16 protein-coding genes are annotated in these 18,767 nt (G+C 70.0%); 11 read left to right on the top strand and 5 right to left on the bottom strand.

What is annotated here, in order from left to right:
- The first annotated feature begins 273 nt into the window (after positions 1 to 273).
- The 7 genes from AB0N68_RS09575 to AB0N68_RS09545 all read left to right on the top strand — a co-directional run bounded on the left by AB0N68_RS09575 (position 274) and on the right by AB0N68_RS09545 (position 8,382).
- A complete protein-coding gene (locus AB0N68_RS09575) occupies positions 274 to 2,106 on the top strand; it encodes an ABC transporter substrate-binding protein (protein WP_363332598.1) in 1,833 nt (610 codons plus the stop codon).
- A gap of 72 nt (positions 2,107 to 2,178) precedes the next feature.
- Positions 2,179 to 3,222 carry an ABC transporter permease gene (locus AB0N68_RS09570; protein ID WP_101845193.1) on the top strand — a complete coding sequence of 348 codons (1,044 nt, stop codon included), beginning with the start codon at positions 2,179 to 2,181 and terminating at the stop codon, positions 3,220 to 3,222.
- Complete coding sequence (locus AB0N68_RS09565; RefSeq protein ID WP_082758500.1) at positions 3,219 to 4,133, top strand: ABC transporter permease; 915 nt, start codon at positions 3,219 to 3,221, stop codon at positions 4,131 to 4,133. Before AB0N68_RS09570 ends, AB0N68_RS09565 begins: the two co-directional genes overlap by 4 nt.
- A gap of 1 nt (position 4,134) precedes the next feature.
- Positions 4,135 to 5,784, top strand: a complete 1,650-nt coding sequence (locus tag AB0N68_RS09560) for an ATP-binding cassette domain-containing protein (RefSeq protein WP_259954564.1) — start codon at positions 4,135 to 4,137, stop codon at positions 5,782 to 5,784.
- Positions 5,781 to 6,743 (top strand): S66 peptidase family protein, encoded by a 963-nt coding sequence (locus AB0N68_RS09555; RefSeq protein WP_259954562.1) that lies wholly within the window; start codon positions 5,781 to 5,783, stop codon positions 6,741 to 6,743. Before AB0N68_RS09560 ends, AB0N68_RS09555 begins: the two co-directional genes overlap by 4 nt.
- Positions 6,740 to 7,573, top strand: coding sequence for a serine hydrolase (locus AB0N68_RS09550; RefSeq protein ID WP_259954560.1), 834 nt, complete (start codon positions 6,740 to 6,742; stop codon positions 7,571 to 7,573). The genes AB0N68_RS09555 and AB0N68_RS09550 overlap by 4 nt, the downstream gene beginning before the upstream one ends.
- Positions 7,570 to 8,382, top strand: a complete 813-nt coding sequence (locus tag AB0N68_RS09545; RefSeq protein ID WP_259954558.1) for a serine hydrolase — start codon at positions 7,570 to 7,572, stop codon at positions 8,380 to 8,382. Before AB0N68_RS09550 ends, AB0N68_RS09545 begins: the two co-directional genes overlap by 4 nt.
- Before the next feature lie 96 nt (positions 8,383 to 8,478).
- Here the strand turns inward: AB0N68_RS09545 and AB0N68_RS09540 are convergent, their stop codons facing one another.
- Positions 8,479 to 9,528 carry a P1 family peptidase gene (locus AB0N68_RS09540; RefSeq protein ID WP_292796364.1) on the bottom strand — a complete coding sequence of 350 codons (1,050 nt, stop codon included), beginning with the start codon at positions 9,526 to 9,528 and terminating at the stop codon, positions 8,479 to 8,481.
- A 157-nt stretch (positions 9,529 to 9,685) separates the two neighbouring features.
- On the opposite strand from AB0N68_RS09540, the gene valS reads away from it, so the two are divergent.
- Together valS and AB0N68_RS09530 are read left to right on the top strand one after the other, a co-directional pair.
- Entirely contained in the window at positions 9,686 to 12,280 is a 2,595-nt protein-coding gene (gene valS, locus AB0N68_RS09535) for a valine--tRNA ligase (RefSeq protein ID WP_292796366.1), read from the top strand.
- A complete protein-coding gene (locus AB0N68_RS09530) occupies positions 12,280 to 12,489 on the top strand; it encodes a hypothetical protein (protein WP_292796368.1) in 210 nt (69 codons plus the stop codon). The genes valS and AB0N68_RS09530 overlap by 1 nt, the downstream gene beginning before the upstream one ends.
- A gap of 85 nt (positions 12,490 to 12,574) precedes the next feature.
- Here AB0N68_RS09530 and AB0N68_RS09525 read toward each other — a convergent pair whose 3' ends face one another.
- From AB0N68_RS09525 to tdh, 4 genes are read right to left on the bottom strand one after another with little or no spacing between them, the layout of a single operon-like run.
- Complete coding sequence (locus AB0N68_RS09525; protein ID WP_187661727.1) at positions 12,575 to 12,793, bottom strand: hypothetical protein; 219 nt, start codon at positions 12,791 to 12,793, stop codon at positions 12,575 to 12,577.
- Positions 12,790 to 13,404, bottom strand: a complete 615-nt coding sequence (locus tag AB0N68_RS09520; protein WP_187661728.1) for an ArsR/SmtB family transcription factor — start codon at positions 13,402 to 13,404, stop codon at positions 12,790 to 12,792. Before AB0N68_RS09520 ends, AB0N68_RS09525 begins: the two co-directional genes overlap by 4 nt.
- 55 nt (positions 13,405 to 13,459) lie before the next feature.
- Positions 13,460 to 14,638, bottom strand: coding sequence for a glycine C-acetyltransferase (locus AB0N68_RS09515; protein ID WP_292796601.1), 1,179 nt, complete (start codon positions 14,636 to 14,638; stop codon positions 13,460 to 13,462).
- Positions 14,638 to 15,681 (bottom strand): L-threonine 3-dehydrogenase, encoded by a 1,044-nt coding sequence (gene tdh, locus AB0N68_RS09510; protein WP_292796375.1) that lies wholly within the window; start codon positions 15,679 to 15,681, stop codon positions 14,638 to 14,640. Before tdh ends, AB0N68_RS09515 begins: the two co-directional genes overlap by 1 nt.
- Positions 15,682 to 15,762: 81 nt before the next feature.
- On the opposite strand from tdh, the gene AB0N68_RS09505 reads away from it, so the two are divergent.
- Both AB0N68_RS09505 and AB0N68_RS09500 read left to right on the top strand, forming a co-directional pair.
- A complete protein-coding gene (locus AB0N68_RS09505) occupies positions 15,763 to 16,695 on the top strand; it encodes a LysR family transcriptional regulator (RefSeq protein WP_292796378.1) in 933 nt (310 codons plus the stop codon).
- A 9-nt stretch (positions 16,696 to 16,704) separates the two neighbouring features.
- A complete protein-coding gene (locus AB0N68_RS09500) occupies positions 16,705 to 18,756 on the top strand; it encodes a M3 family metallopeptidase (RefSeq protein ID WP_292796381.1) in 2,052 nt (683 codons plus the stop codon).
- Positions 18,757 to 18,767 lie beyond the last annotated feature (11 nt).

The raw sequence follows: 18,767 nt of genomic DNA, 5'->3' as shown, positions 1-18,767 counted from the left end.
TTCCCGTGCCCGAGCAGAACCGGCCCGGGATACGTTCCGGATGTCTGGGGCGAGTGACCACCGTCCGCCTCGTCGATCTCTCCGGGCGCATCCTGGCATCCGCGTGTTTCCGCCGTGTTACACCCCCTCGACGGCCGGCGATCTTTCGGGATGGCGACACTTTTCTTCCGCGATACGCATCGAATGTCTTGACCGCGCGGCCGTCTTCCGCTTGCATGGTCAGCACCGACCCGGCTTCACTGTGGATCCGGGCGGCGCCCGAAGGGACCTTCCATGCGTCTTGCCCCCCGCTCCAGAACCGTGCGAAGTCTGACCGCCGCCGCGATCGCCTCCGCGCTCCTCATCGCCGCTCCGGCCGGCGCCGCCCAGGCGCAGTCCGTCAGCGCCGCCACCGAGTCCCCGGCGTCCGAGACGACGCTCCGGATCGCCACCTCCGGGTTCGTGGACACGTTCAACCCGTTCATCTCGATCTACCTGACGCCGACGAACATCATCCGGTACGTCTACGAGTCGCTCGTGCAGAACGACGCCGAGGACGGCTCCCCCACGAAGGGCCTCGCGGACTCCTGGGAGGCGACGGACGGCGGCCAGACCTGGACCTTCACCCTCCAGGACGACCTCGTCTGGTCGGACGGTGAGCCCATCACCTCCGCCGACGTGAAGTACACGTACGACCAGATGATGACGGTCCCCGCCCTCGGCACCGCCAACGGCAACCTCGTCTCGAACTTCGACACCGTCGAGACCCCCGACGACAAGACCGTCGTGATCACCCTGAAGACGCCGCAGGCCCCGAACCCCGGCTCGGAGATCCCGATCGTCCCGAAGCACATCTGGGAGGCGGTCGACGACCCCACCACCTTCACCAACGACGCCGACGTCGTCGGCTCCGGTCCGTTCGTCCTCGACAGCTACTCGGCCAACCAGTCCATCGTGCTGAAGGCGAATGAGAACTTCTGGCGCGGCGCCCCCAAGATCGACGCGATCCAGTACGTGTACTACACGAACTCCGACGCCCAGGTGCAGGCGCTCAAGGCGGGCGACGTCGACCTCGTCACCGGCCTCACCCCGACCCAGTTCTCGGCACTCGACGGCGTCGACGGCGTCACCACGCACTCCGGCGAGGGCCGCCGCTACCACTCGATCAGCATCAACGTCGGTCAGCAGACGCGCGACAACGTGCCCTACGGCACCGGCAACGCCGCGCTGAAGGAGCTCGAGGTCCGCCAGGCCATCCGCCTCGGCACCGACACGGCCACCCTGCTCGACAAGGTGCTGGACGGCGAGGGCACGCTCGCGACGAGCTTCATCCCGGCGTCCTTCCCGAAGTGGCACCTCTCCGACGACGACGACGTGATCGTCGGCTTCGACCCCGAGGCCGCACAGGCGAAGCTCGACGAGGCCGGCTGGGTTCCCGGCGCGGACGGCATCCGCGAGAAGGACGGTCAGCGCCTGAGCCTGCGCCTGCTGACGGATGCGGACGATGCCAACGAGCAGTCCATCTCCGACTTCTTCGTCCCGTGGATGAAGGACATCGGGATCGAGATCACGGTCGAGTCCACCGACTCCGACACGATCAGCGCGAAGGCCACGTCCGGCGACTACGACCTGTACTTCAGCGGCTGGTCGGTCAATCCCGACCCCGACTACCAGCTGGGCATCAACACCTGCATGAATCTGCCGACCGCGACCGACGGCACCGGCGGCACCACGCAGGACGGGTACTGCAACCCGGAGTTCGACGAGATGTACGCCGCGCAGCGCTCCGAGATCGACCCGGAGAAGCGCCAGGAGATCGTGCACGACATGCTCGCGCTGAACTACACCGACACCGCGCAGGTCGCGACCTGGTACGCCAACTCGCTGGAGGCCTACCGCTCCGACCGCTTCACAGGCTTCACCCTGCAGCCGAAGGACGGCGGCATCATCGCCAACCAGGCCGGCTACTGGGGCTACCTGACCGTCGAGCCCGTCGAGGGGGCGACCGCCGGCGGCACCGGCACGAACACCGGACTCATCATCGGAGGCGTCGTGGTGGGGGTGGTCCTGATCGGAGGACTCATCTTCTTCCTGATCCGTCGCCGCAACATCGCCGACGTCGAATGAGTCCGGCGAGACGCCGCGGGTGGCGGGCTTCCGCCCCCGCGGCGTCTCCCGGTCCGCTGTAAGGAGACCCCCATGTCCAACGCGGTTCCCCCGTCCACCTCCGCCATCGCGACGAGCGCCGCGGCCGAGGAGCAGCCGAAGGGCGTCGGCGCCCTCCGCTACTTCCTGGTCAAGCTCGGCGGCGCGGCCATCAGCCTGGCGATGGTGATCCTCCTCGGATTCTTCGCCTTCAAGATCCTGCCGGGCGATCCGGTCGCCTCGATCGCCCGTGAGCGCGGCATGAGCGCCGAGCAGGCCGACCAGCTACGCGAGCAGCTCGGCCTGAACAAGCCCCTGTGGCAGCAGTTCGTCGACTACCTCGGCAACGTGTTCACCCTGAACTTCGGCACGAGCTACGTCTACCGCACCTCCGTGTCCGAGCTCATCGGCCAGTACTTCTGGAACACGATCCTCCTCACCGGCACGGCGGCGATCATCGCGATCGCGCTCGGTCTCTGGCTCGGTCAGAAGGCGGCCTGGAAGCACGGCTCCACCTTCGACCGCATCGTCTCCGGCACCTCGCTCGTGTTCTGGTCGGTACCGACCTTCTGGCTGGCGCTGCTGCTCCTGATGATCTTCGGCGGCACGCTGCACTGGTTCCCGACCGGAGGCATGGTCTCCCCCAACCCGCCCACCGATCCGGTCGGCGCGGTCCTGGACGTGATCTCGCACATGGTGCTCCCGGTCATCACGATGGTCGCGGTCGTCTACGCGCAGTACCTGATGGTGATGCGCAGCTCGCTCCTCGAGGAGATGGGCGCCGACTACCTCACGACCGCGCGGGCCAAGGGCCTCAGGGAAGACCTCGTCCGCCGTCGGCACGCCGTCCCCAACGCCCTGTTGCCGACCGTGACGCTCGTCTTCATGCACATCGGCGGCCTCATCGCCGGGGCGGTCACGGTGGAGACGGTGTTCTCCTGGCCCGGGCTCGGGAAGCTGACCTTCGAGGCCATCTCCGGACCCGACCTCCCGCTCCTGCAGGGCACCTTCGTGGTGTTCTCCACGATCATCATCGCGATGAACCTCATCGCGGACCTCATCTACCGTCAGCTCGACCCGAGGGTGAGGCGCGCATGACCACGGCATCCCCGACCATCCGTTCCCCCCGTGCTCTGGCGTGGCACCGCCGCGGCACCGCGTTCGTCGACTTCTGCCGGCAGTTCGCCCAGCACCGGGCGGGCATGGTGGGCCTCGTCTTCCTCGTGATCGTCGCGCTCATCGCGATCTTCGCCCCCGTGATCGCCCCCGCCAGCATGCTCGACGTCACGAAGCTCGTCGACGTGCAGCGCTTCGCCCCGCCGTCCTGGGAGCATCCCCTCGGCACTGACCATCAGGGTCGCGAGATCTGGGTCCGCATGGTGTGGGGCGCCAGGGTGTCCCTGCTCGTCGGCCTCGCCGCCACGGCGATGTCGATGATCATCGGCACTCTCGTCGGCCTCTCGGCGGGCCACTTCACCGGCTTCTTCGGCGGGCTGATGATGCGCATCATCGACTTCTTCCTCGTGCTGCCGTCGCTGATCCTCGCGATCGTGCTGTCGTCGGTGCTGAGCCGCGGCGTCTGGACCATCATCATCGCGATCGGCCTGACCTCGTGGGCCGGTACCGCCCGCGTCGTCCGCGCGCAGACCCTCTCCGTGGAGTCGCGCGACTACATCGAACGCTCGCGGGCCCTCGGCGCCGGGCACTGGCACATCATCATGAAGCACCTCCTCCCCGGGGTGCTGCCGCTCGTGCTCGCCAACACGACGCTCACGGTCGGCTCGGCGATCATCTCCGAATCCACCCTGGCGTTCCTCGGCCTCGGCGACACCACGCTGCAGTCCTGGGGCTCGATCCTGAAGAACGCGATGGACGTCTCCGCGGCGACCAGCGGCTACTGGTGGTACGTGCTCGTGCCCGGCATCGCCATCGTCCTCGTCGTGCTGTCGTTCACCCTGATGGGCCGTGCCGTCGAGAACATCACCAACCCGACGCTGAGGAGCCGCTGAGATGCCCGACCTGATCTTCGACGACGTCTCCATCACGTACCGCACCTCCGGGCGGTCCGGTCGGGACGAGGTGGCGGCCGTGCGCAACGTCTCGCTCACCCTCCCGGCAGGGCAGACCCTCGGCATCGCCGGCGAGTCAGGCTCCGGCAAGTCCACGCTCGCCATGAGCGTGCTCCGGCTCCTGCCGCGCAACGCACGTCTCAGCGGCCGTGTGCTGCTGGGCGACGAGGATGTCGCCTCGTTGTCCTTCGGGCAGCTGCGCGCCGTGCGCTGGGCGCAGACGTCCATCGTGTTCCAGGGCGCGATGCACTCGCTCAACCCGGTGCGCACCGTCGGCTGGCAGCTCCTGGAGGCGCTCGAGCTGCACGCCTCGGAGCGTTGGAAGGGCGAGAAGGCACGCAGAGAACGCGTGCGCGAACTGCTCGACATCGTCGACCTGCCGCAGCAGAAGAGCGAGTCGTACCCGCATGAGCTCTCCGGCGGCCAGAAGCAGCGCGTGATGATCGCTATGGCCCTCGCCTGCGATCCCGAGGTCATCATCGCGGACGAGCCGACCACCGCGCTCGACGTGATCGTGCAGAAGCAGATCCTCGACATGATCTCCCGGCTCGTGGCCGAGCGCGGCATCTCGATGCTCATGATCAGCCACGACCTGTCGGTGCTCGCCACGGCCTGCGACCGGATCGCCATCATGCGCGACGGGGAGCTGGTCGAGGTCGGCGAGAGCTACGCCGTCTGCACCACCCCGCAGGAGGCGTACACGCGTCAGCTCGCCGACGCCTTCCCCACGATCGGCGACCCGGCCTCGCGGATGGCCCCGGTGACCCGGCACGGTCGTGGCGCGGACGAGGTGCCGGAGATCACGCACGGCGACGAGGTGCTGCTGGAGGCCCGCGGCGTCAACGTCACCTACCGCTCCGGCGGACGCCCGGTGCACGCGGTCCGCGATGTCGACCTCTCCGTGCGTAAAGGCGAGATCGTCGCGCTCGTCGGGCAGTCGGGCTCGGGCAAGTCGACCCTCGCCCGCGCGCTGATGGGCTTGCAGCCTGCCGACCCGGGGTCGCAGATCCGCTTCGACGGCGCACCCCTTCCGTCGAAAGGACGCGACCTCGCGCGATTCCGCTCGCAGGTGCAGCTCGTGCTGCAGGACCCGTGGGCCGCGCTGAACCCGAAGCACAGCGTGTACGAGTCCGTCGCCGAGGGGCTGCGTGTGCAGCGCTTCGCCGGCGACGAGCGCGAGCGGGTGGCGCAGAGCCTCGCCGACGCGGAACTCACCCCGCCGGAGCGCTACTTCGGCGCCATCCCGCAGGAGCTCAGCGGCGGGCAGAGGCAGCGCGTCGTCATCGCGGGGGCCCTCGCCGTGCAGCCGCAGATGCTCATCGCGGACGAGCCCGTCGCCTCGCTCGACGCGTCCGTGCGCGGGGAGATCCTCGGACTCCTGCTGGAGCTGCGCCGCCGCCTCGGGCTCTCCGCCCTCGTCATCACACACGACCTCGGTCTCGCCTGGAACATCGCCCACACCGTCGCGGTGATGTACCACGGGCAGATCGTCGAGCACGGCCCCACCGAAGAGGTGCTGCTGAACCCGCAGCACGAGTACACCAGGCACCTGCTGTCCGCGGCGCCGCGCATCGAGGAGAAGACGGCATGAGCGTCACGACGGAGGCGGCGGTGTCGCCCTATCTCGACACAGCGCCCCTGCAGCCCGGCGACACCGTGGCGATCGTCTCGCCCTCCGGTCCTGGTAACGAGGAGAACACCCAGCGCGCCGTCGGCTACTACGAGTCCTGGGGCCTGAAGGTCCGGGTGGGAGAGCATGTCCTCACGCCGCACCCGCGCGCGTCGTACCTTGCGGGGCCGGACGAGCTCCGCCGCGCCGACCTCGTCGACGCCTGGCTCGATCCCGAGGTGGACGCCGTCGTCACGGCCCGAGGCGGCTACGGGGCCCTGCGCCTCCTCGACGGCATCGACTGGGCCGACATGCGCCGAGGCGCGCTGCGCAAGGACGGACGACCGAAGCTCCTCACGGGCTCGTCCGATGTGACCGCCCTGCACGAGACGTGGCGCGCGCATCTCGACGTCGCGACGCTCTTCTGCCCGATGGCGGGCAACAACGTCTTCCGCGATTCCGAGCAGGTGCGCGACGACGTGCAGCGCTGGCTCTTCGAACCCTGGCGGGGGCGGGAGCTCATCGGCCCGAAGACCGAGATCATGACGCCGGGTCGCGCCGAGGGGCGCTTCACGGGCGGCAACCTCAGTCTGCTCGCCGCCGGACTCGGCGCCCCGGAGGCGGACGTCCCCGCCCCCGGCATCCTTTTCCTGGAGGACATCACCGAGGAGCCGTACCGCCTCGACGGCTTCGTGACGCAGCTGCGTCGGGCAGGCCGTCTGGCGCAGGCGACGGGCATCGTGCTCGGCTCCTGGCATGAGTGCGGCGACCTCGACCTGGTCCACGCGCTCATGCGGGACGAGTTCCAGGACGCCGGCGTCCCCGTGCTGTGGGAGCAGGGCTTCGGCCACGACCCGCACGCCCTCACCATCCCGCTCGGTGTGGATGGGGTGCTGGACGCGACCGGCGACGAGCCGCGCCTCACGGTGGGACGGCCATGATCGCGCTTCCTCCCCTCGACCCCCGTGTCATCTGGTCGATCCGGCTCGTCGACGCCGGCACCGCGGAGACCCTGGCCGAGCACGAGCCGCACACGCAGTGCGAGACCGCGAGCATCGGCAAGATCTTCCTGCTCCTCGAGGTCGCGCGCCGGCTGGAGGCGGGCACGCTCGCCGAGGACGACCGGATCGAGATCCCGGACGAGCACCGCGTCGAGGACTCCGGACTGCTGTACCGCATGCACGATCAGCGCATCACGGTGCACGACGCGGCGCTCCTCGTCGGTGCGGTGAGCGACAACCTCGCCACGAACGCGCTGATCCATCTCTGCGGCCTGGAGGAGGTGCGGGCCGTCGCTCCGACCCTCGGGTACCGCGACACCGCGCTGCACGACTACATCCGCAACGAGCGCACGCCCGACCTGCCCTGGACGCCGTCGTTCGGCACCGCGGCCGAGCTGTCCGACGTGATGCGCCGTCTCGGTGCCGGCGAGGCGTTCTCGCCCGCGGTGAGCGCCCGGGTGCTGGACTGGCTCGCCGCCGACACCGACACGTCGATGACCGCCGACGCCTTCCTCCTCGACCCCCTCGCCCACGTCGAGGCCGAGTATCAGGGCATGGTGCTGCGCCACAAGACCGGCAGCGTGGGCTTCGCCCGCGTCGACGTCGGGCTGCTGCGGGGCCCGAGGGCCGCCGTCGCGTATGCAGTGGCGGCGAACTGGAAGGACTCCCCGGCGGACCTCCGCGCCCCGGTGCTCGACGGGATGCGGGCCGTCGGCGAGCTCATCCGTGCGCACGTGACCGGGCGTGCACGGGACGAGGAGGACGCATGAGCGCTATCGACGTGGAGCTCCCCGACGAGAACGGCACCGTGTGGTCGGTGCTCGTCCAGGACATCGACTCGGGCGAGGTGCTGCTGCGCCATGACCCGGAGACGGTGCAGGACACCGCGAGCGTGGGCAAGATCTTCCTCCTGCACCGGCTCCTCACCGAGGTCGACGCGGGCACGCGCACCCTCGAGGACCGGGTCACCCGGCGGCCGGTCGAGGCCATCGAGGACTCCGGTCTCTGGTACCTGCTCCAGGCATCCGAGCTGTCGCTGTACGACGTGGCCGCTCTCATCGGAGCGGTGAGCGACAACGCCGCGACCAACACGCTGGGTCGCGTCATCGGCATCCCGACCGTGCAGGAGCACACCCGCGCGCTCGGCTACACCGCCTCCGCCCTCGACGACATCGTGCGGTGGCCGATCCCGCCCGGCGCACCCCGCACGCTGTCGCACGCGAACGCCGCGGAGCTCGTGCGCTTCATGTCGCGGCTCGCCGACGGCACCGACCTCTCCCCCGCCTCGGCCGACACGCTGCGCCGCTGGCTGGGCGCGGGCATGGACCTGTCGATGGTCGCCTCGGCGTTCGACCTCGACCCGCTCGCGCACTGGGGCTTCGACCGCGGCGTCTGGCTGCTGAACAAGACCGGCACGATCTCCCGCGTCCGCGCCGACACCGGGATCGCGATGTCCCCCACCCGCCGGATCGCCTACGCCGTGCTGGCCAACTGGGACAGAGGAGCCGACGGACGCGGTCCGGTGCTGGCCGCGATGCGTCGCATCGGCGAGGGCATCCAGGCCGCGCTCGCCGACTGACCTCGGTTCACAACTCAGGACCTCCGGCGGCGGTCGGTACGACGCGCCGCACCCGCGGCACCGCCGACCCGGTTTCTCCTGAGTTGTGAACGCGGGTCAGACGGCCCCGGCACGAGTCAGACGCTCCCGCACCCGGTCGATCGGCACCGCGTGCGCCGTCCGCCCCTCGGGGCCCACGGTGGTCTCCGCGGCGAGCACCGAGTTGATCAGCGCCTCCTCGACAGCGTCCATCGTCGCGGCGAAGATCGGCGAGAGGTCGTCATCCGCCGCAGGACCGCCCGACGCCGGGTCGTGCACGGAAAAGGCGATCGCGTAGTCGCCGCTTCCCTGTGCGTAGTCGGCGCCCACGCCCCGCATCGCGAACACGGCGCGGTGGGCCACCCGGCCGAGCTGACGGCCGTCGACGGGCGCATCCGTCGCGACGACGATCATGCACGAGTTGCCGACGGGCTGTGCCGGCTCCTCGGCGAGCAGCTCCTCCGCCGGCAGCGGCACCCCCGCGATCCGCAACGTGCCGCTGAAATTCGTCTGCACGAGAGCCCCGACCGTGGACGCGCTCCCCGCGACATCGACCAGACGGGACGCCGTGCCGATGCCGCCCTTGTACCCGAGGGCGACGGTTCCGGCACCGGCACCGACGCACCCCTCCGCGACCGGACCCGCTGCCGCCGCAGCCAGGGCCGCCGTCACCTGCTCCTCGCCCACGGCCCGCCGGCGGATGTCGGAGAGGAACCCGTCATTCGTCTCGCCCACCACCGGGTTCAACGTGGTCGTCCGTGCGTGCGCCGGCGTCGCCAGCAGATGCCCGAGCAGCGCATCCGCGACACGGAACACGGACAGCGTCGAGGTCAGCAGGATCGGCGTCTCCAGAGCCCCGAGCTCGCGGAGCTGCGTGGCACCCACGAGCTTGCCATAGCCGTTGCCGACCGAGAGGTTCGCGGGAAGGCTGCGGCGCTCGGCGGTGAGGGCATCGGGGACGATGGCCGTCACTCCCGTGTGCAGACCGTCGCCGTGCAGCGTGGCGTGCCCCACCCGCACGCCGGGGACATCGGTGATGGCGTTCGCCGGGCCGCGCGCGAAGGCGCCGGACGGGACCCCGAGGTCGGCGAGACGGGGACGGGAGGACGAGGACGACGGCGGTGTCATGCTCCGATCCTCCCAGCGTCGGAGGGGCCGGCCGCAGTGCCGCGCCGGACGCTCCCCCGGGTCGAGCGCCCGTCCCGTGCGCTCGGTAGACTGGGCGGCACCACCCACACTCAGGCACGCTCACACAGTGCCGCATACATCGCTCGAGGAGACCTCCATGTCCGCCATTCCCGACAAGCCCGCACTCGAAGGTCTCGAAGCGAAGTGGGACGTCGCCTGGGCGGAGCAGGGTACGTACCTGTTCGACCGTCCGCGCGCCGCCGAGCTCGGCCGTGAGGGCGTCTACTCGATCGACACCCCGCCGCCCACCGCCTCCGGCAGCCTCCACATCGGTCACGTGTTCTCCTACACGCACACCGACGTCAAGGCGCGGTACGAGCGCATGCGCGGCAAGACCGTGTTCTACCCGATGGGCTGGGACGACAACGGCCTTCCCACCGAGCGCCGTGTGCAGAACTACTACGGTGTGCGCTGCGACCCGTCGCTCCCCTACGACGCCGACTTCACCCCGCCGTTCGAGGGCGGCGACAACAAGTCGAGCCGCGCCGCGGACCAGCAGCCGATCAGCCGTCGCAACTTCATCGAGCTGTGCGAGCGCCTCACGATCGAGGACGAGAAGCAGTTCGAGGCGCTGTTCCGTCAGCTCGGGCTGAGCGTGGACTGGACGCAGACCTACCGCACCATCTCCGACGACACGATCCGGCAGAGCCAGCTCGCCTTCCTCCGCAACATCGAGCGCGGCGAGGCCTATCAGGCCCTGGCGCCGACGCTGTGGGACATCGACTTCCGCTCCGCGATCGCGCAGGCCGAACTCGAGGACCGCGACCAGCAGGCGGCGTACCACACGATCGAGTTCCCCTTCGCGGACGGTTCCGGCTCCATCGCGATCGACACCACGCGCCCGGAGCTCCTCCCCGCGTGCATCGCGATCGTGACCCACCCCGAGGGGCCGCACAAGCACCTCATCGGCACGAAGGTCCGTACGCCCTACTTCGGCGCCGAGATCGAGATCCACGGCCACCACCTCGCCCAGCCCGACAAGGGCACCGGCGCCGCCATGGTCTGCACCTTCGGCGACGTGACCGACATCATCTGGTGGCGCGAGCTGCGCACCGCTGCCGGCGAGTCCCTGCCGAACATGACGACGATCGGTCTCGACGGCCGTTTCCTCCCCGAGGCCCCGTCGATCGTGGCCGACGCCGACGCCCGCGCCTGGTACGCGGAGAACGTGGCCGGCAAGACCGTCTTCAGCGCCCGCAAGGCGATCGTCGAGAAGCTGCAGGAGACCGGCGACATGACCGCCGTCGGCAAGCCCTTCCAGCACGCCGTGAAGTTCTTCGAGAAGGGTGACCGCCCGCTCGAGATCGTCTCGACCCGGCAGTGGTACATCCGCAACGGCGCCCGCGACGGCGAGCTGCGCGAGCAGCTCCTCGCGCACGGCACCGAGCTGGCGTGGCACCCCGACTTCATGCGGGTCCGCTACGAGAACTGGGTCGGCGGCCTCACCGGCGACTGGCTCGTGTCCCGGCAGCGGTTCTTCGGTGTGCCGATCCCGCTCTGGTACGCGCTGGACGAGAACGGCGAGCGCGACTACGACCGCGTGCTCACCCCGGACGCGGCCGCGCTGCCCATCGACCCGACCACGGATGTGCCGGCCGGCTACACCGAGGCCCAGCGCGGCGTGCCGGGCGGGTTCGACGCCGAAGCCGACATCCTCGACACCTGGGCGACATCCTCCCTGACCCCGCAGCTCGCGGGCGGCTGGCAGCGCGACGAGGAGCTGTGGCAGCTCACCGCGCCGTTCGACCTGCGCCCGCAGGGACAGGACATCATCCGCACCTGGCTCTTCTCGACCATGCTGCGCTCCACGCTCGAAGACGGCCGCGCCCCGTGGAAGAACGCCGCCATCTCCGGCTTCATCGTCGACCCCGACCGCAAGAAGATGTCGAAGTCGAAGGGCAACGTGGTCACCCCTGCCGACGTGCTCGACGCCCACGGCTCGGACGCGGTGCGGTACTGGGCGGCTTCCAGCCGCCTCGGCATGGACGCGGCCTTCGACCCGCAGAACCCGACCCAGGTGAAGATCGGTCGGCGTCTGGCGATCAAGGTGCTCAACGCCGCGAAGTTCGTGCTGTCGTTCCCGGTGCCCGCGGGCGCTCAGGTGACACACGCGCTCGACGCCTCGATGCTCACGGCGCTCGACGCGGTGGTGGCCGAGGCGACCGCGGCCTTCGACCGGTATGACGCGGCCAGGGCGCTCGAGCTGACCGAGGCGTTCTTCTGGACGTTCTGCGACGACTACCTGGAGCTCGTGAAGGAGCGCGCCTACAACCAGAACGACGTGGGCCAGGCCTCGGCCGCCCTTGCGCTGCGTCTGGCGCTGTCCACGCTGCTCCGCCTGCTCGCACCGGTGCTCTCCTTCGCCACGGAGGAGGCCTGGTCGTGGTTCGAGGAGGGCTCCGTGCACACCGCAGCGTGGCCCGAGAAGCTCGGCATCGAGGGCGACCCGGCCGTGCTGGCCGCCGCCAGCGAGGCGCTCATCGGCATCCGGCGCGCGAAGACCGAGGCGAAGGCGTCGCAGAAGACCCCGGTCTCCCGTGCCGCCATCGCCGCACCCGCCGCGAAGGTCGAGGCCTTGCGCGCCGCGGCGGACGACCTCCGCGCTGTCGGCCGCATCGCCGAGCTCGAGATCTCCGAGGCGGAGGAGTTCGCGGTCACCGCGATCGAGCTCGCCCCGGTCGAGGCTTCCTGATGCAGCTCGGCACGCGCTGGGCCACGGGGGCGCAGCCGCCCGCGTCCGTCCCCGAGGCGCTGCGCCCCGCGATCGCCGAGGTCGAGTCCCAGGGCCTCACCGGTCACTGGACCCTCACCTGGCTCGAGGGCCGCGCGATCGCGGAGCTCGACGCCGGCTGGGAGGTCCTCCAGACCTCCTCCGGCGAGGTCATCGCCCGCCCCTTCTGATCGCCGAGACCCCGCTTCATCGTCGAGACCCCCTCCTCTCCGCGCGGATAGGAGGGGGTCTCGACGCGTATCCGGGGTCTCGGCGTCAGCGGCGCGGGGCTCCGAGCTGCGCGAGGAGATGGTCGACGGCGTGCGGGTCATGCCGGCGGGCCTGCTGTTCGCGGAGGAGGTCGAGGGCGAGGACCCGCCGCTGTGCGCGACGCTCGATCCGGTGCTCGATCATGGCGGTGACCCGGTCGGCGAGGTGCAGCAGGCCGCGCTCCGTCCGCGTGGGACTGACGAGGTGCAGGGTGGCGGCGGTCATGATGCGTCCGTCGTCTCGGCCGTGGCGGCGCCTCCAGGCGTGGGGAGGTCGAAGATCTCGGCACGGAGGGAGACACGGCGCACGTCCGGGCCCTCCTGACCGCGGTACTGCGCGATCGCCTTCTCCACGACGGCCTCCAGTTCCGCCCGCAGGGACATCGCCTGCTCCGCGGTCATGTCGAGGTGCGTGGTGATGGTCAGACCCACGTCACGCCACCCCTCGGGGATGTCGGCATCCGAGCGGTTGAGGTACTGCATCAGCGTCTCGTGCCGGAGCCGGAAGAACTCCGATGTCACGATCTGGGCCGCGGCACGGTTGGCCGGCGACATCTGCTCGTCCGGTCCCGGCACGTCGATGCGGCCCTTCGGGCGCTCCCACCACCGCTCCCGCGCCGTGCCACGACCTTCCACTTCGCGGATGAGATCGTGGGCGGCGAGGGCGCGGAGGTGGTAGCTGGTGGATCCCGAGGTCTCCCCGACGAGGGCCGCGAGAGAGCTGGCCGTCTGAGGACCACGAGAGGCGAGCAGATCGAAGATCTTGACCCGCAGCGGATGCGCCAGCGCCTTGAGCGCTCCCGCATCCAGCGTCCGTACCTGCGTCTCGTTCGTCATGCATGCAAAGGTACGCTTGCAAACAACTCTTTGCAAGCTTTTCTTTGCAACGTGGTCAGCTCACCGCATCCCGCGCCGCGACGAAGGCCGTCACACAGCGCTCGACCTGCTCGGCGGAGTGCGCGGCGGAGAGCTGCACCCGGATGCGCGCCTTCCCCCGCGGCACCACCGGGAAGCTGAACGCCGTCACGTAGACGCCCTGGTCCTGCATCGCCGCGGCGATCCGGGCTGTGAGCGCGGCATCACCGAACATGACCGGCACGATCGGGTGCTCTCCGGGAAGCAGATCGAAGCCTTCCTCCGCCATCCGGGTGCGGAACAGGGCTGCGTTGTCCCGCAGCCGCGCCCGCAGGTCCGCCGATCCCTCGACGAGGTCGAGTGCGGTCAGGGTACCGGCCACGATGGCCGGAGCGAGGGTGTTCGAGAACAGGTACGGACGGGAACGCTGACGCAGCAGCGCGACGATCTCCGCGTGGGAGGCGACGTACCCCCCGGAGGCGCCGCCCAACGCCTTGCCGAAGGTGCCGGTGTAGATGTCGACACGATCTGCGACGCCGCACAGCTCCGGCGTCCCCCGCCCGTTCTCCCCGACGAAGCCGACCGCGTGCGAGTCGTCCACGAAGACGAGGGCGTCGTACCGCTCGGCGAGGTCGCAGATCTCAGCGAGCGGGGCGATGTAGCCGTCCATCGAGAAGACGCCGTCGGTCACGATCACGCGGAACCGGGCATCGGCGGCCGCCCGCAACTGCTCCTCCAGATCCGCCATGTCGCGGTTGCGGTACCGGAGTCGGCGCGCCTTCGAGAGGCGGATGCCGTCGATGATGGACGCGTGGTTCAACTCGTCCGAGATGATCGCGTCCTCCGCGGAGAACAGCGTCTCGAAGACACCGCCGTTGGCGTCGAAGCAGGACGAGTAGAGGATCGCGTCGTCGGTGCCGAGGAAGTCCGCCAGCCGACGCTCGAGTTCGAGGTGCTGCTCCTGCGTGCCGCAGATGAAGCGCACGCTCGCGAGCCCGTACCCCCACTCGTCCAGGGCCGTCCGGGCCGCAGCGAGGATGCGGGGGTCGTCGGCGAGCCCGAGGTAGTTGTTCGCGCAGAAGTTGAGCACCTCGGCGCCGTCGGCCGTGATCTCCGCCCGCTGCGGACCGCGGATGCCGCGCTCATGCTTGGTGAGCCCGGCCTCCTCGATCCCCGCCAGCTCCCGCGCCACATGGTCCTTGAAGGTCGCGTACATCACAGCTCCGTCCAGTCGAGGATGATCTTGCCCGTGCCGGCGGACTCCGCCGCCGCGAATCCGCGCTCCCAGTCGCGCGCCGGCACGACCTCGGCGATCACGCGGCCGATGGCCGCCCGCAGTGTCGCACTCGTCTGCAGCATCGCCCCCATGGCGTTCCAGGTCTCGAACATCTCGCGACCATAGATGCCGGTGATGGTGAGCATATGCGTGACGAGCTTGCCCCAGTCGATGTCGAACCCCGTCGACGGCAGCCCGAGCATCGCGATCCGTCCGCCGTGGTTCATGTTGTCGATCATCGCCGGGAGCGCCGATGCCGCACCGCTCATCTCGAAGCCGATGTCGAAACCCTCGCGCATGCCGAGCGCCCGCTGCGCGTCGCGGATCTCCTGGCGGGAGACGTCGACGACGTCGTCTGCTCCCATCCCTCGCGCCATCTCCAGGCGCGGGCCGCTCACGTCGGTCCCCACGATGAAGCGGGCACCGGCATGCCGGGCGACGGCGATCGCCATCAGGCCGATCGGGCCGCAGCCGGTGACGAGGACGTCTTCGCCGACCAGAGGGAAGCGGAGGGCGGTGTGCACGGCGTTGCCGAGCGGGTCGAAGATCGCGCCGAGCTCCGGAGCGACCTCGGCGTGGTGGACCCACACGTTGGTCGCCGGCAGCGAGAGGTACTCGGCGAAGGCACCGTCGCATTGCAGACCGAGCCCGATGGTGCGGATGCACATCTGCCGCCGTCCGGCACGACAGTTCCGGCAGGTGCCGCAGACGATGTGTCCTTCGCCGGAGACCCGGTCGCCGACGGCGATGTCATGGACGAGCGATCCGACCTCGACGACCTCGCCGTAGAACTCATGTCCCGGGATGAGGGGCGCGGAGATCGCGGAGGCCGCCCAGTCGTCCCATCGCCGGATGTGCAGATCGGTCCCGCAGATGCCGGTGCGGAGGACGCGGATGACGACCTCGCCGGGGCCGGCGGTGGGATCGGGGCGCTCCACGAGCGCGAGGCCGGCGCCGGGTTCCTCCTTGAACAGAGCCTTCATGCTCCGATCTCATCGCATACGTCGCTGTAGAACAATCGGCAGCTTCTGCATCGTCTCTATAGCCAGGTCTAAACTATCGACGTGGAACTCCATCAGCTCCAGATCCTCCGCGAACTCGGAGCCTTGGGCAGCGTGACGGCTGTCGCCGACACGCTCCGTGTCACCCCGTCCGCCGTCTCGCAGCAGCTCGCCGCGCTGCAGCGCTCCTTCCCCGCCCCGCTCACCCGTCGCCAGGGCCGCACGCTCGTGCTGACCTCTGCCGGCGAGGTCCTCGCGGCGGCCGGCGCCGAGGCCATCGATGCCATGGCCGCAGCGCGGCACGCGCTGGACGACTTCGAGGGCGCGGCAACCGGAGAGGTGAGCATCAGCGGGTTCCACAGCGTCGGTCAGGCGCTCTTCGGCCCGCTCGTGCGGGAGCTCTCCGGGAAGGAGCACGCGCCGACGGTACGCCTGACGGACGAAGATGTCGCGCAGAGCGAGTTCCCTGGGCTCACCGCGCGGTACGACCTCGTCCTCGCGCATCGGATGGAGCACTCCGCGCCGTGGCCGACCGCAGGCATCCGCGCTGTCGGTCTCGTCCGCGAGCCCCTGGACGTCGCGGTCGCCGCCGCACATCCTCTCGCCGGTCGCCGCACCCTCTCGCCGGACGAGGTCGCCGACGAGCACTGGGTGACGAGCCGCGTGGGGTACTCCCCCGACGACGTGCTCCGTGCCGTCGCCGCCGTCGCCCGCCGCCCGGTCGAGGTCCGCCACCGCATCAACGACTACGGCGCGGTGTCGGCGGTTGTCGCGGCCGGCGGCGTCCTGGGAATGCTCCCCCGGTTCACCTCGCGCAGCGTCGACGATCGCGACATCGTACGCATCCCCCTGCGCGGCGTGAGCACGCACCGCATGATCGACGTCCTCGCGCGCCCGGAGAACCTGCGCCGCCGCTCAGTCCGTGTCGTCGTCGACGCCCTGCGAGAGGTGATGACCCGTCTGAGCACGGAATGTTCCGGGGATGGCGGTGGCTAGGCTCGGAGGATGAGCGACGCCACGAATCCGCTGCTGCAGCCGTCGATCCTTCCCTTCGGGCTCCCGGACTATCAGGCCATCCGCCCGGAGCACTACCTTCCCGCCTTCCGAGCCGGTTTCGCGGAGCAGCTCGCGGAGGTCGCGAACATCACCCGCGTGCGGTCGATGCCGACGTTCGAGAACACGCTCGAGGCGCTGGAGCGGTCGGGCGAGCTCCTCGACCGGGTGGCGCACGCGTTCTACACGGTGAGCTCCGCCGATGCCACGCCGGAGATCCAGGCGATCGATGAGGAGCTCGCTCCGCTCATGGCCGCGCATGAGGATGCGATCACGCTGGATGCGGCCCTCTACGCCCGCGTGGCCCACGTGTACGAGCAGCGTGAGGCGCTCGACCTCGATCCTGAGCAGCGGTATCTCGTGGAGCGCTACCACCGCGAGATGACGCATGCCGGCGCCGGGCTCGACGACGACGCTAAGGCGCAGCTCACGGGTCTGAACCAGAAGCTGTCCGTGCTCACGAACACGTTCGAGCGGAACCTGCTGAGCGATACGAACGACCTCGCCGTGGTCTTCGACTCCGCCGCCGAGCTGGAGGGCCTGAGTGCGGGCGAGCTCTCGTCCGCGGCGCGCGCCGCGGCCGACCGTGGGCTCGACGGCCGCTACCTCCTCACCCTGCCGCTGTTCACCGGCCATCCGGCCCTCGCCCGGCTCGCGGTGCGGGAATCCCGTCGCCGGATCATGGCGGCGTCGCGCGCGCGGGGCTCGCGCGACAACGGCAACGACAACCGCCCGGTGCTGCGCGAGATCGTGCGCCTCCGCGCCGAGCGCGCGCGCCTCCTCGGATATCCGTCGCACGCCGCGTACATCACCGCCGACGAGACGGCGGGCTCCCCCGAGGCCGTCGAGCGGATGCTGCGCCGGCTGGCTGCGCCGTCCGCCCGGAACGCCCGCGCCGAACGGGACGCGCTCCAGGCGATCGTCGACGAGACCGAGCCGGAGCCCTTCCCCGTGGAGGCCCACGACTGGGCGTTCTACACCGAGCGCGTGCGCACTGCCCGCTACGACATCGACACCGCCGCCCTGCGTCCCTGGTTCGAGGCGGAGCGCGTGCTGCAGGACGGCGTGTTCTTCGCGGCGACCCGCCTGTACGGGGTGACGTTCCACGAGCGGCACGACCTCGCGGCCTATCACCCGCAGGCCCGCGTGTTCGAGGTGCGCAACGCCGACGATTCTCCCCTGGGCCTCTACGTGCTCGATCTCTACACCCGCGACTCCAAGCGCGGCGGGGCATGGATGAACGCGATCGTCAGCCAGTCCCGGCTGCGCGGCAGCGCCCCGGTCGTGGTGAACAACCTCAACGTCCCGCAGCCCGGGGACCGCGAGCCCACGCTGCTGACGCTCGACGAGGTGACGACGCTGTTCCACGAGTTCGGGCACGCCCTGCACGGCCTGTTCGCCACGGTCACCTACCCGCACTTCGCCGGGACCAACGTGTTCCGCGACTTCGTCGAGTTCCCCAGTCAGGTGAACGAGATGTGGATCCTCTGGCCGGAGGTTCTGGACCACTACGCCCGGCACCACGAGACCGGCGAGCCGCTGGATCCCGCCGTCGTGCAGCGGCTGCGGGCGACGGCGACGTTCGATCAGGGGCACGCGACCAGCGAGTACCTCGCCGCAGCGTGGCTGGATCAGGCGTGGCACCGGCTCTCCACCGAGGACGCGGTGGAGGATGTCGCCGCGTTCGAGGCCGCAGCGCTGGCCGACATCGGGCTGGATGACCCCGCCGTGCCGACCCGGTATTCCTCCACGTACTTCGCGCACGTCTTCTCCGGCGGTTACAGCGCGGGGTATTACTCGTACATCTGGAGCGAGGTGCTCGACGCCGACACCGTCGAGTGGTTCCGGGAGAACGGCGGGCTCACCAGGGCCAATGGGGACCGTTTCCGCGACCGGTTGCTCGGGGTCGGCGGTTCGACGGACCCGCTGGCCGCGTATCGAGACTTCCGCGGACGGGATGCGGAGATCGAACCGCTCCTGAAGCGCCGTGGACTGGACTCCTGAGTCGTGAGACC

The sequence above is a fragment of the Microbacterium meiriae genome, from assembly GCF_040685015.1.
Lineage (GTDB): Bacteria > Actinomycetota > Actinomycetes > Actinomycetales > Microbacteriaceae > Microbacterium > Microbacterium meiriae.
This window is presented reverse-complemented; position numbering and strand designations above follow the sequence as displayed.

Coding starts and splice junctions, on each gene's coding strand:
- AB0N68_RS09565 (WP_082758500.1), top strand. CDS start 3,219: ATGACCACGGCATCCCCGACCATCCGTTCCCCCCGTGCTCTGGCGTGG.
- AB0N68_RS09540 (WP_292796364.1), bottom strand. CDS start 9,528: ATGACACCGCCGTCGTCCTCGTCCTCCCGTCCCCGTCTCGCCGACCTC.
- AB0N68_RS09570 (WP_101845193.1), top strand. CDS start 2,179: ATGTCCAACGCGGTTCCCCCGTCCACCTCCGCCATCGCGACGAGCGCC.
- valS (WP_292796366.1), top strand. CDS start 9,686: ATGTCCGCCATTCCCGACAAGCCCGCACTCGAAGGTCTCGAAGCGAAG.
- AB0N68_RS09550 (WP_259954560.1), top strand. CDS start 6,740: ATGATCGCGCTTCCTCCCCTCGACCCCCGTGTCATCTGGTCGATCCGG.
- AB0N68_RS09555 (WP_259954562.1), top strand. CDS start 5,781: ATGAGCGTCACGACGGAGGCGGCGGTGTCGCCCTATCTCGACACAGCG.
- AB0N68_RS09560 (WP_259954564.1), top strand. CDS start 4,135: ATGCCCGACCTGATCTTCGACGACGTCTCCATCACGTACCGCACCTCC.
- AB0N68_RS09515 (WP_292796601.1), bottom strand. CDS start 14,638: ATGTACGCGACCTTCAAGGACCATGTGGCGCGGGAGCTGGCGGGGATC.
- AB0N68_RS09525 (WP_187661727.1), bottom strand. CDS start 12,793: ATGACCGCCGCCACCCTGCACCTCGTCAGTCCCACGCGGACGGAGCGC.
- AB0N68_RS09500 (WP_292796381.1), top strand. CDS start 16,705: ATGAGCGACGCCACGAATCCGCTGCTGCAGCCGTCGATCCTTCCCTTC.
- AB0N68_RS09530 (WP_292796368.1), top strand. CDS start 12,280: ATGCAGCTCGGCACGCGCTGGGCCACGGGGGCGCAGCCGCCCGCGTCC.
- AB0N68_RS09520 (WP_187661728.1), bottom strand. CDS start 13,404: ATGACGAACGAGACGCAGGTACGGACGCTGGATGCGGGAGCGCTCAAG.
- AB0N68_RS09575 (WP_363332598.1), top strand. CDS start 274: ATGCGTCTTGCCCCCCGCTCCAGAACCGTGCGAAGTCTGACCGCCGCC.
- tdh (WP_292796375.1), bottom strand. CDS start 15,681: ATGAAGGCTCTGTTCAAGGAGGAACCCGGCGCCGGCCTCGCGCTCGTG.
- AB0N68_RS09545 (WP_259954558.1), top strand. CDS start 7,570: ATGAGCGCTATCGACGTGGAGCTCCCCGACGAGAACGGCACCGTGTGG.